An 11,769-nucleotide genomic window follows, 5' to 3' on the forward strand; every position below is an offset into this window, starting at 1 on the left:
GTCAGCAGCCTGTGGGGTCTATCGTCATCTTCCAGGGGTGAGAGAAATCGGCTCGCACCTCTATTTCTAGTATAGATAAAAACTCTTTTCTTGAAATCTGGCAAGCCCCCAAAGAGAGAAGGTGTGGATTGGGCACCTGACAGTCAATCAATCGATAGCCCCAGGCGTGTAGTTGTCGGACTAAAGTGATGAATGCCGCTTTGGAGGCGTTGGTTTCTCTGGAGAACATGGACTCGCCAAAAAAGCAGCGTCCGATGGCGAGGCCATACAAYCCGCCAACCAGTTCGGACTCCCGCCATACTTCAATGCTGTGAGCGACGCCAATCTGATGGAGATAGCTATACGCCTGAAGCATGTCCGGAGTGATCCAGGTTTCGTTTGAGTAGGAACGAGGCGCGGCGCAGGATTGCACAACCTGACTGAAATGCTGGTCGAAGCTGTAAGTAAGTCCGCAGTTACGCAAAAAGCGGCGCATGCTGCGGGATATATGCAAGTCTTCGTGTCGAATGATGCAGCGTGGATCGGGGGACCACCAAAGTATGGGCTGGTCGTCGCTGAACCAGGGGAAAATGCCGTTTTCATACGCCAGACGTAAGCGGGCGGGATGGAGATCGCCGCCGACACAGAGCAGGCCGTTTGGGTCCTTCAAGGCGCTGTCAGGATGAGGAAACCATAGGTTTTCATCTAACCAGGGTAGGGCGGGCATAGAAATGAATCTTGCTGGGCTTGTTTTAATACACAATATCGAAGAAAGCGTAAACAAAAACGCCCATTAGGATTAATGGGCGTTTAGTCGCATTCCCGGTGGGATTATTGGTCCAGGAACTTCTCGGCGTCAAGAGCGGCCATACAGCCAAAGCCCGCCGAAGTTACCGCCTGGCGGTAGATATGGTCGGCAACGTCGCCTGCGGCAAATACGCCGGGTACGCTGGTTTGGGTCGCATTGCCTTCAGAACCGGAGCGAATTTTGATGTAGCCGTCTTTCATATCCAGCTGGCCAGCGAAAATATCGGTATTGGGCTTGTGGCCAATGGCGATAAATGCGCCAGTCACTTCCAGTTCCTGAGTGCTGTCGTCTTTGGTGCTGCGCAGGCGCAGGCCCGTTACGCCGGAGTCGTCGCCCAGGACTTCGTCCAGTGTGTGATCCCAGACAATTTTGATATTGCCGTTCTGCTCTTTCTCGAACAGTTTGTCCTGCAGGATTTTTTCCGCCCGCAACTTGTCGCGGCGGTGCACCAGGGTGACTTCCGCTGCAATATTGGACAAGTAAAGCGCTTCCTCGACGGCAGTGTTGCCGCCGCCGATAACTGCGACTTTCTGCTTGCGGTAAAAGAACCCATCGCAGGTGGCGCAAGCGCTGACGCCTTTGCCTTTAAATGCTTCTTCTGAATCCAGGCCAAGGTACTGCGCGGAGGCGCCGGTGGCGATAATCAGCGCGTCACAGGTGTACTCGCCGTTGTCGCCTTTCAGGCGGAACGGGCGCTGGCTCAAGTCAGTTTCGTTGATGTGGTCAAAAATGATTTCGGTGTCAAAGCGCTCCGCGTGCTTTTGCATGCGCTGCATCAGCTCAGGGCCTTGTACGCCAGCATCGTCGCCGGGCCAGTTATCTACATCCGTGGTGGTGGTCAATTGTCCGCCCATTTGCATGCCGGTGATAATGACCGGATTCAGGTTGGCGCGGGCTGCATAAACCGCAGCGGTGTAGCCGGCGGGGCCGGAGCCTAGAATAAGCAGTTTGATGTGCCTGGTTTCTTTACTCATTGACGTTCCTTAATGCTGAAATAAAACAATGCCTGGTACGGACCCCTTGCCGCTGTATCCAATGATCCCTGTGGCTGGAAGGCATCAAAAATAATGCGCCTAAAGTATCATATTTGTTTAACTGGATTGATTATATTTGGTTATGGGGCATATAGAGCCATGTAATTATGGGGGAGGCGGTTTTTAGACCACCGTCACCTCTCTCAGAATTTGCGTCGACAACGGATAGTGCTCCGCGCGGCTTGAGCCTCCGAGCCGGTGCTCGACGACAGCTGGCAGGACGGTCTGAACGTCGTCAGGAAGCACGTGTTGGCGTCCCTCCAGCAATGCCCAGCCTTTAGCGGCGCGCAGGAGTGCGATGGCTCCACGAGGCGATATGCCGTCTTTAAAGCCGCTGTGGCTGCGAGTATAGGCGATGATGCGCTGGATATAGTCTATGAGCGGGTCAGTGGCTCGCACTTCCAATACTTTCGCCTGCAGATCCGCCAACACGTCCGGCGGCATGACAGGCTGCAGCTTGCTCAGCAGTGAGCGACGGTCACTGCCTTTCAGTAGTTCACGTTCAGCTTCCGGCGGTGGGTAGCCGAGATGGATGCGCATGAAGAAGCGATCCATTTGCGACTCCGGCAGCAAAAAGGTGCCGGACTGGTCGGATGGATTTTGAGTCGCAATGACGAAGAACGGCTTCGGAAGCGTGTAAGTGGTTCCTTCGACGCTGATCTGGCGCTCTTCCATAGCTTCCAGCAAGGCGCTCTGAGCCTTTGGCGTGGCGCGGTTGATTTCGTCGGCCAGCACCAATTGCGCGAAAAGAGGGCCTTTATGAAAAGTGAACTCGCTTTTGTTCTTATCGAACAGGTTAATCCCAATCAGGTCGGACGGCAGCAGATCGCTGGTGAACTGCACCCGGTTGTAACTCAGACCCAGCGTTTGCGCCATGGCGTGGGAAAGTGTGGTTTTGCCCATGCCGGGCAGGTCTTCTATCAGCAGGTGCCCTTGGCAGAGGAGGGAGGTGAGTGCGAGTCTGATCTGGTGCTCTTTACCTAAAACGACTTTGCCAATCTGTGCGACGGCCTGTCTGACGGTTTCTGTCATGGTTCGTCCAATCAGTGATTAACGGTCATCAGTCGGCTGTGCGCCGCGCTGACTGTTTGAGAATTATAGTCGCGCCAGGATAATTTGGGCGCTAAATAGAGAAGCGGACGTATAGTCCGCTTCTGGCTCTAACTAGTCGATGTAACGACGAGTCAGGTCTTGGTAGGCGTCTACTCTGCGATCGCGCAGATAAGGCCAGATGCGGCGGACATCATCTGTGCGCTGCAGGTCAAGCTCAGCGGCGATTATCTGCACGCTTGAGTCATCGGCCTGACGCAGGATTTCGCCCTGTTGGCCAGCGATAAAACTATTGCCCCAAAACAGGCTGCCGGGAGACTGTTGTGAAGGATCAGGCTCCTGGCCGACCCGGTTGGCGACGATTACCGGCAAGCCGTTGGCGACTGCGTGCGCGCGCTGAATGGTGATCCAGGCGTCCAGTTGGCGTTTGTGTTCGGCTTGATCATCGCGCACGTCCCAGCCGATAGCGGTTGGATAGATCAGCATGTCTGCGCCGGCCAGAGCCATTAATCTCGCCGCTTCGGGATACCACTGATCCCAGCACACCAGCACGCCCAGTTTGCCAACAGAGGTCTGGATTGGCTTGAAGCCCGCCTCAGCATCGGCATCGCCAGGCGTAAAGTAAAACTTCTCGTAGAAGCCGGGATCGTCGGGAATATGCATTTTGCGGTATTTGCCGACCAATGATCCGTCTTTCTCCAATACGACCGCCGTATTGTGGTAGAGGCCTGGGGCGCGCTTCTCAAATAAAGAGCCAACGATTACTACATTGTGCTTGCGCGCGCACTCGGACAGGAACTCGGTGGTCGGGCCGGGAATCGGCTCCGCCAAATTGAATACGTCCACGTCTTCTGTTTGACAGAAATACAGGGTGGCGTGCAGCTCCTGTAACACAATCAATTCAGCGCCTTGCGCCGCAGCCTGGGCGATAAGCTCCGCCGTCAGGGCAAGACTTTTTTCTTTTTCGGGAAAGCTCTGCTGCTGGAGGGCCGCCACCTGTAAGGTGGTTTTTTTCATCAGATCACTCCCTCTGGTAATTGCATGGTGACGCAGTGGAGGCTCCCATGCTGTTCAATCAGGCTGCGACAGTCAATGGCTTCAATAGTACGGTCAGGGAAGCATGACTGAATGGCGTTCAACGCTGCCTCGTCCTCAGGAAGATCGTAGACTGGAACCAGGACTGCCTCATTAATGATCAGGAAGTTAGCGTATGTCGCTGGCAGGCGATGACCGTCTTCGTCATAGCAGGCGCGCGCCATGGGTAGCGGAACCAGCTTGTAAGGCGCGCCGTCCGCATCGACGAATGACTGCAATTGCTTTTCCATCGCGGACAATTCCGCGTAGTGCTCATCTTCCGGGTCCAGACACTGTACATAGCAGATAGTGCGTTCGTCGCAGAAGCGGGCGAGCGTATCAATGTGGCTGTCGGTGTCATCTCCGGCCAAGTAGCCGTGATCCAGCCACAAAGTGCGTTGGATGCCCAAGTGTTCCGCCATGACGGCTTCCACTTTTTCCTTGGTGGCGTCCGGGTTGCGCGTCGGGGTCAACAGGCAGGCGGAGGTGGTTAGCAATGTGCCTCGACCATCTGTTTCAATGGAGCCGCCTTCCAGAATATAAGGAATATGGCGCAAGGCTGCGCCATCAAACGCGCCCAGCTCGTAAAGCGTAGCGGTTATCTGGTCGTCTTTTTCGGAGTCAAACTTACCGCCCCAGGCGTTAAAGTGGAAATCCAGCAGCACCGGCTCGTCATTGTCATAAATGGTGATAGGACCGTGGTCCCGGCTCCAAGTATCGTTCGACGGGGCACAGAACAGCGCCACTTTTTCAGGAGGTACGCCGTTTTCGTGCAATGCGTCGGCGATCGCCTCCAGGCGCGGAAATGACTGACAGTTAATAACCAGATTCTGGTATTTGCAGACCGCAATGGCGATATCCAAAAAAGTTCTGTCAACTTCTTCCAGGCGGTCAGCCCAGTCGGTTTGCTCATGAGGCCAAGTCAGCAGAACGGCGCACTGCGGCGCCCATTCAGGAGGCAGGACAATAGTGCTCACTGGTTAATCCATCGTAAACAGTTTAAGGGGCGAGTAGTTTACGGTTTGACAGGCTTAAGTACAGTATGAATTACGCGATCGCCCTCAAAATATACGGAATAGTTTCCGTACTCCCATACTGTGATAGGCGGGTCGCCTACCGGGCCTTTAACATGAGAAGGGCTGCCGTAGCGTTTTTCCACCGCGCTCATAGTTAGGCCTGTGCGTGGCGTTTCCATGCCGGCGTTTGATGAGCCTTGTTGCATGATGGGGGTGACTAGCTCATCGGCGTTGGCCAATGGCGCGAGACTGATTAAAGCGACAGCGAATAACTTATTCCAAGAATTTAGCATCGACTTATTCCTAAATTCGTTTCTTTAACATACTAGTCTAGCTGTATTTAGCTGATTAGACACTTAAAATTTCATACGCAAGTCTTTGTCATTAATTGAGTAATGCTCTTGGATTTGCGTCATGGCGACATCTTATTCCAGTTGGCGCCTGCGTTGCTGTTGCTGGGTTCTCAGAATGTGTCTTGCAACGATTTGTCGCTGTGATTCGCTGAAATTAATGAAATTGACTCGCGTGATAAATCCGTCGCCGTTTTCTTGTTCATGGCTTAGAACATGCTCTGGATGCTCCTTGACGGACTCGGAGCTGACGACTTCCGCTTCGGTCAGAATGGATATGTAGCTGGGCACCAGCGTCGCCTTAAGAATCAGCTGCTGTCCCGCACGCTCCTGGTGGGGGCTGACAAAGGCCATACCACCCTCGCTCAGGTCGATAAACTGCAGTCTATCCTCATTGATGTCCGTCTCCACCAGCGCGAGCGTGCGGGCGATCAAGTCGACTTTTTTGTTGAGCGCTTTAAGCAATGCAGCGAGGGAACGGTCCTTTTCCGCAACATGTCCCATCAGCTTGGAGGTTTCCAGATCCAGGCTTTGCAACTCGTTCAGCATTTCGAAATAGACAGGGTGCCGATAGAACTCCGCCATTGAGTGATTGCTTGCAGTGCGTTCCTGATACTCAACCAAAGCCTGGTCATGAATTCGATAATAATCCCTCCGGTTATCTGATGTGGCGTCTGAATCGGACATATTAATAAACCGTAGTAGTGAAACACTTATTAATAGATTATAGTTTTACGCCGCTTAATTTGGGCTAATTAACTTATCATCTTAAGCGGCCAGTCGGACGCTCCCATCCGATCACACTTTCAGGCGACGATTTAAGCCCGCCAACAAGCCAACCATTAATACCAGGTGCTCTGTGGATGTATAAACCCTTATCTCTATTTATAGGCTTGCGCTATACCTCGGCGAAGCGAGATAACCACTTTATTTCTTTTATCTCCTTGACGTCCATGATTGGGTTGATTCTTGGAGTGCTGGTGCTGATTACTGTCATGTCTGTCATGAATGGCTTTGACCGGGAGTTGCGGCAGCGGATATTGGGTATGGTTCCGCACGCGGTGATTAAGAGCCATAACCCTATGAGTAGCTGGGGGGAGGTCAAAGAGTTTGCTTTGCAACATCCGCAGGTAGAAGGCGTTGCCCCATTCGTATATGCGCAAGGCATGGCCACCGCGTCGGGAAATGTGCATGGAATCATGATCAACGGTATTGATCCCGAGGCGGAGAAAGGTGTTTCCATCGTTCAGGATCATATCACCTCTGGCAGTCTGGATGATTTGAAACCTGGAGAGTTCGGCATTGTCCTTGGTGACATTTTGGCTAGTTACATGCGCGCCAGAGTGGGAGACAAAATCACGGTCATATTGCCCGAAGCTTCGGTAACTCCTGCTGGAGTGTTCCCTAGAATGAAGCGGTTTACAGTGAAAGGGATATTCAGCGTTGGTGCGGAACTGGATAGTACGCTGGCGATTATCAATATAGAAGATGCAGCCAAGATAAAGCGCTTGGGGGATTCTGTTGAGGGTGTGAGACTTAAGCTGAAGAACTTGTTCGATGCTTCAAAAGTGTCCCGCACAATTGTGGCGGAATTAGGGAGTGGGTACTACGCAAGCGACTGGACGCGGACACACGGTAATTTGTTTCAAGCTATCCAAATGGAAAAGACCATGGTTGGATTGCTGTTGATGTTCATCGTTGCGGTGGCGGCGTTTAACATTGTTTCCACTCTGGTAATGGTTGTGACGGACAAGAAAGCGGATATTGCAATATTGCGGACGATGGGGGCGACCCCTGGTAATATTCTGCGCATTTTCATGGTCCAAGGTCTGTTTATAGGGGTTGTGGGCACTGCCTTGGGGGTGCTGCTAGGTTGCCTGCTGGCGCTTAATATCAGTGATATGATCGCCTGGTTTGAGAAAGTGGCGGGTATTCAGTTACTAAGCTCCGATGTGTATTTCATCAGTTACCTCCCTTCTGATTTGCAGTGGGGGGATGTTGGGTTGATTAGCGCAGTAACCCTGACTATCAGCTTTGTTGCGACTATGTATCCCGCATGGCGCGCGTCCAAAATCGAGCCGGCGGAGGCGTTGAGGTATGAGTAGTCCAGTATTGGAATGCCAATCTGTGCATAAAGTATATGTTCAGGGGAAGGAGTCTATCGAAGTTCTGCGAGGCGTTAATATTTCGCTTTATCCGGAGCAGACTGTCGCTATTGTCGGCGCATCCGGTTCAGGTAAGTCCACGTTGCTGAATATTATGGGCGCTTTGGATCATCCAAGTTCGGGCTCTATTCGCATCTCGGGACAGGACGTGCACGGTATGGATGAAAAAGCCAAGGCCAAACTGCGGAACGCGCACGTGGGTTTTGTCTATCAGTTTCACCACCTCTTGCCTGAGTTCAATGCGCTGGAAAATGTCTGCATGCCTTTGTTGTTGAGAGGTGTGGCGGTCAAGGAAGCTAAAAAGGAAGCGGAGTACTGGCTGGAGCGTGTGGGTTTGTCGCACCGCCTTAAGCATCGTCCTGGACAGCTGTCTGGTGGTGAGCGCCAGCGAGTAGCGATAGCGCGAGCGCTTTCTCCCAGGCCGTCCTGTGTTTTGATGGACGAACCTACCGGTAACCTGGACCCGGATACTGCGGATTCTGTGCAGGCGCTGTTATGGGATCTGGTGCGTCAGAATCAGACCGCGTTTGTGCTGGTGACTCATGATTATGGGCTGGCGGCGCGTATGGATGAACAATACTCCTTAAAAGAAGGCGTATTGGCGAAAGTGGATCGCAACTCTTTGTAGAGTAACCTTTGTGGCGCACGTCGTTGCGGGGTTAAAAAAGGCGGGTTCTTTATAGAAGCCCGCCTTTTTTATTGGGGTTACCCTAGAAGCTCTGCCAGGTTTAGCCCATTTTCTTGAGTAGCATTTGCTCTAGCTTAACTTGATCTTCGGCGAACTTGCGAATGCCTTCGGCCAGTTTTTCGGTCGCCATTGCGTCCTCGTTCATCCCCCAACGGAAAGTGGCTTCAGTAATCGGCGCATCGCGTTCGGCGCTAGGCTGCTCAGAGGATAGGGCGCGGGTCAATTCGCCGGAATCAGCTTCCAGGTCATTCAGCAGTTCTGGGCTGATGGTCAGCTTGTCGCAGCCTGACAGGGCTTCAATTTGTCCAGCATGACGGAAGCTGGCGCCCATTACGATAGTGTTGTAACCACGCGATTTGTAGAACTCGTAAATAGATTTGACTGACACTACGCCAGGATCTTCGTCAACGGAAATCTCGTCTTTGTTCCACTTGGCTTTGTACCAGTCATAGATGCGCCCAACAAAAGGCGATATCAGGAATACGCCAGCCTCGGCGCAGGCAACCGCCTGAGTGAAGGAGAACAGCAACGTCAGGTTGCAGCGAATGCCTTGCTTTTCCAGCACTTCCGCAGCGCGAATACCTTCCCAGGTAGACGCGATTTTGATCAGAATGCGGTCTTTGCCAACGCCGACGTCATTGTAAAGCTTGATCAGCTGCTTGGCTTTTTCGATGGTGGCGTCAGTGTCAAAGGACAAGCGAGCGTCCACTTCCGTGGAAATATACCCCGAAATGACTTTTGAAATTTCTTTGCCGATAGATACGGACAAGTAGTCGATAGCGTGGGCGACGGCCTCTTCAGGCGTAGCGGATTGTTGCTTGCCATAGTTGAGCGCGTCATTGACCAGGCTTTCGTAGACGGGAAGAGATGCGGCCTTCAACAGTAGCGAAGGGTTGGTGGTCGCGTCGTCGGGTTTGTGCTTTTTGATTGCTTCGATATCGCCCGTGTCAGCGACAACGGAAGTCATTTGGCGTAATTGCTCGAGCTTGCTTAAAGCCATTGTATTTTTATCCCTGGGTTGGTTCTTTCAGACCGCCTCGGAGGCGGTGTTCAGAGAGTTGGACTGTTTGTAAGAAGATACTATATCTAAAGCTTCTCTAAAAACAGTCGGTGAGGCGGTGCGTTTGATGGCGTTTTCGCTTAAATATCTGCGAAACTGTTTCCCACCTTTTTGGCCATGAAACAAACCCAGCGCGTGTCGCGCCATATGCCAGACCGCAACGCCGTTTTGATAGTTGCGTTCGATGTACTCTAAAAACTGATAGCCGATATCCGTAGCGCTGAAGCTTGGCGGCGGAGTGTGAAACAGACGATGGTCCACGTCCGCCAGCATCCATGGGCGCTGATAGGCTTCGCGCCCAATCATGACCCCATCGACCTCCTGCAGATGACTTTCCGATTCGGCCATGGTTTTGATGCCGCCATTGATAATGATCTCAAGCTCTGGAAATGTCTGCTTGATCATATAGGCGCGCGGATATATCAGCGGTGGAATTTCGCGGTTTTCCTTTGGACTGAGTCCTTTGAGAATCGCCTTGCGCGCATGAATGATAAAGGTGGAGCATCCTGCTGCTTTGACGGTGCGGACAAAATTCAACAAGAACTCTTCGGAGTCCTGATCATCTATGCCTATGCGATGCTTGACCGTCACCGGGATGGAAACAGCGGAGCGCATGGCGGCCACGCATTCCGCCACTCGCTCAGGATAGCCCATCAGGCAGGCGCCGATCATATTGTTCTGTACGCGGTCGCTGGGGCATCCCACATTCAGGTTGATTTCAGCATAGCCCCAGTCTTCGCAAATCTTGGCGCACTCCTTCAATTCGTCAGGATTGCTGCCGCCAAGCTGCACGGCGACAGGATGCTCTTCGGTGTTGAAATCCAGGAAGCGATGACGGTCCCCATGTATGATGGCGCCGGTGGTCACCATCTCGGTATATAAATAGGTATGCTTGGAAAGGAGGCGGGCGAGGTAACGATAGTGCCTGTCCGTCCAATCCATCATCGGGGCCACGGAAAAGCGACGAAGACCATCATTGCTCGTCATGTCTGCGTTGTTTGCTGAAGTTGCAGGCATTATTACATCTCTAAAAACGGGGAGGCTTGCAGCGAACTGAAGTCGTTGTTGCGCCTTTTGCTCTTGGGCGACCTGATTTGGTCAATTGGCGGGCAGTATATCATGGCCGTCGCTGTAAGGCAGTGAGCTTCGTGACGGCTTATGTAACGTTTATGTCACGATTTAGGCCCGTAACTTTATCTGGAAAAGGAATTGGGAGGCGGCATTGCTATTAGTGTGCGTAGGCCTATTTATTATGGTCGCTTTTATCGCCCCGCTGCTTATCTCTTCATGGAAGTGGTTGAGCGCCTTGGTTTTGGTTCTTGGAGGGCTGCTTCTCATGCTGGGCGTTGAATTTATGTACCGAGAATATATGGATACAGAAGTCAGAGATTACGGGGCTCTTGGAATGCTAGTCCCTGTGGTCATCGCTGCGACGGCAGGGCCTGTATTTGCTGGCGGGCTTATTAAGTTACTTTATTTGGCCATCAAGGCGGATATTTCTTCCTCGAATGGAGAGGCATAGCGACGCTATTCACCCTTCTTTGTCTTTGTTCGGGTCATGCGCATAGGTTGCTTCCATTACAAGGGCGTATGGCGTCCAAATTAAACAGATCAAGACGCTGAAGAAAACGCAAGAAATAAGATGTATCCAGCCGGCGCCAGTTAAGTAAGCCAGTGCGAACAGGGCAAAAAACGCAGCGATCGATACGAGCCCAGCCCTCTTGCGTTTAAGAAGAGCGTGAGACAGATGCTCTCTGCCTATAATGAAAAAAATTGCGAGTCCGATAGTTAAGAGGCCTGATTCTATTTGTGTGTCCGCTGGATCTTGGCTGAAAAGTAGGTTTGCGCCTACGGAAAAGAGGAAAGGTGAGTAGCCCAGAGCTAGATGATGGTATGGATCTCCCTTGATGTAATTGGCAGTGATTGAGAGCCAATGACCCTCTTTGGTCTCGTTTTTAGTCAGGAACGAGACCCAGAATGGCGCCGCCAGGAAGAATCCCAGAAAAAATAGCATGGCGAGAGCGATAACCAAGGTAGATGCCTCTGTGGCGGACGTCAGATTTTACATTTCATAAAGATAATTTTTCGTCACCTTTCGATTTATAAGTATAAGATACGCGGCCTGCAAAGTGTTGGCGCGTAAAGTACTGCGTTAGGCGGTGCTCGCCATGAAAGTATTAATTGAGATGATTAAATGATTTACGAGCATAAACGAAATACCAATATCGGCGTCGGCCTAGGCGTCATAATGCAGTTGGCGGGAAAGTCCATGAGCGCCACCAGTCCAACAATGGGTGTTATTGTCGTCTTATTGGGCATTGTCCTCTTTGTGTGGGGCTGCGGGCAGTATGCGAAAAGCAAAGGGTATTCTGGAGTGTGGGGATTTCTTGGGTTGTTCAGTCTGATAGGCCTGATTATTCTGGTTTTTATGAAAGATAGATATCGATAGCCCGACCAGACTTTCCGCCGCACACTATGCGTCTTTCTCTGGCGCATAGTCCCTCAGAGTTCTTGCAACCCCTTGTCAAATCATCTATCTCTTAGT

At 52.0% G+C, this 11,769-nt stretch carries 14 protein-coding genes; 4 read left to right on the top strand and 10 right to left on the bottom strand.

All coding sequences use genetic code 11. The features are described 5' to 3' along the window. Position 1: 1 nt before the first annotated feature. From aat to KP814_RS05195, 7 genes are all read right to left on the bottom strand, one after another. A complete protein-coding gene (aat, locus tag KP814_RS05165) occupies positions 2 to 706 on the bottom strand; it encodes a leucyl/phenylalanyl-tRNA--protein transferase (protein ID WP_216735753.1) in 705 nt (234 codons plus the stop codon). Positions 707 to 810: 104 nt separating this feature from the next. Continuing rightward, complete coding sequence (gene trxB, locus KP814_RS05170; protein WP_127969728.1) at positions 811 to 1,761, bottom strand: thioredoxin-disulfide reductase; 951 nt, start codon at positions 1,759 to 1,761, stop codon at positions 811 to 813. A gap of 183 nt (positions 1,762 to 1,944) precedes the next feature. Next, on the bottom strand, positions 1,945 to 2,853 hold the full coding sequence (locus KP814_RS05175; protein ID WP_127969729.1) for a MoxR family ATPase: 909 nt from the start codon (positions 2,851 to 2,853) through the stop codon (positions 1,945 to 1,947). 132 nt (positions 2,854 to 2,985) lie between these two features. After that, positions 2,986 to 3,888: a carbon-nitrogen hydrolase gene (locus KP814_RS05180; RefSeq protein WP_216735754.1), complete on the bottom strand. Its 903-nt coding sequence runs from the start codon at positions 3,886 to 3,888 to the stop codon at positions 2,986 to 2,988. Beyond that, entirely contained in the window at positions 3,888 to 4,922 is a 1,035-nt protein-coding gene (locus tag KP814_RS05185) for an agmatine deiminase family protein (RefSeq protein ID WP_216735755.1), read from the bottom strand. The genes KP814_RS05180 and KP814_RS05185 overlap by 1 nt, the downstream gene beginning before the upstream one ends. Positions 4,923 to 4,960: 38 nt before the next feature. Then, positions 4,961 to 5,254, bottom strand: a complete 294-nt coding sequence (locus KP814_RS05190) for a hypothetical protein (protein ID WP_216735756.1) — start codon at positions 5,252 to 5,254, stop codon at positions 4,961 to 4,963. A gap of 132 nt (positions 5,255 to 5,386) precedes the next feature. Continuing rightward, positions 5,387 to 5,998 (bottom strand): PilZ domain-containing protein, encoded by a 612-nt coding sequence (locus tag KP814_RS05195; protein ID WP_216735757.1) that lies wholly within the window; start codon positions 5,996 to 5,998, stop codon positions 5,387 to 5,389. 176 nt (positions 5,999 to 6,174) lie between these two features. Here KP814_RS05195 and KP814_RS05200 point away from each other — a divergent pair, with 176 nt between their 5' ends. After that, the gene (locus KP814_RS05200) at positions 6,175 to 7,416 is read left to right on the top strand and encodes a lipoprotein-releasing ABC transporter permease subunit (RefSeq protein WP_216735758.1); all 1,242 of its coding nucleotides are present in this window, start codon (positions 6,175 to 6,177) and stop codon (positions 7,414 to 7,416) included. Continuing rightward, positions 7,409 to 8,104, top strand: coding sequence for an ABC transporter ATP-binding protein (locus tag KP814_RS05205; RefSeq protein WP_216735759.1), 696 nt, complete (start codon positions 7,409 to 7,411; stop codon positions 8,102 to 8,104). Before KP814_RS05200 ends, KP814_RS05205 begins: the two co-directional genes overlap by 8 nt. Before the next feature lie 100 nt (positions 8,105 to 8,204). Here the strand turns inward: KP814_RS05205 and tal are convergent, their stop codons facing one another. Next, positions 8,205 to 9,164: a transaldolase gene (gene tal, locus KP814_RS05210; RefSeq protein WP_216735760.1), complete on the bottom strand. Its 960-nt coding sequence runs from the start codon at positions 9,162 to 9,164 to the stop codon at positions 8,205 to 8,207. 27 nt (positions 9,165 to 9,191) lie between these two features. Beyond that, positions 9,192 to 10,241: a tRNA dihydrouridine(20/20a) synthase DusA gene (dusA, locus tag KP814_RS05215; protein WP_253938184.1), complete on the bottom strand. Its 1,050-nt coding sequence runs from the start codon at positions 10,239 to 10,241 to the stop codon at positions 9,192 to 9,194. A 235-nt stretch (positions 10,242 to 10,476) separates the two neighbouring features. Here dusA and KP814_RS05220 point away from each other — a divergent pair, with 235 nt between their 5' ends. Continuing rightward, on the top strand, positions 10,477 to 10,746 hold the full coding sequence (locus KP814_RS05220) for a hypothetical protein (protein WP_216735761.1): 270 nt from the start codon (positions 10,477 to 10,479) through the stop codon (positions 10,744 to 10,746). A 9-nt stretch (positions 10,747 to 10,755) separates the two neighbouring features. On the opposite strand, the gene KP814_RS05225 is transcribed toward KP814_RS05220, so the two are convergent. Beyond that, on the bottom strand, positions 10,756 to 11,256 hold the full coding sequence (locus KP814_RS05225) for a hypothetical protein (RefSeq protein ID WP_216735762.1): 501 nt from the start codon (positions 11,254 to 11,256) through the stop codon (positions 10,756 to 10,758). A gap of 162 nt (positions 11,257 to 11,418) precedes the next feature. Between KP814_RS05225 and KP814_RS05230 the strand changes: the two genes are divergently transcribed. After that, complete coding sequence (locus tag KP814_RS05230) at positions 11,419 to 11,673, top strand: hypothetical protein (protein ID WP_216735763.1); 255 nt, start codon at positions 11,419 to 11,421, stop codon at positions 11,671 to 11,673. The last annotated feature ends 96 nt before the right edge of the window (positions 11,674 to 11,769 follow it).

Source organism: Hahella sp. HN01, assembly GCF_018986435.1.
Taxonomy (GTDB): domain Bacteria; phylum Pseudomonadota; class Gammaproteobacteria; order Pseudomonadales; family Oleiphilaceae; genus Hahella.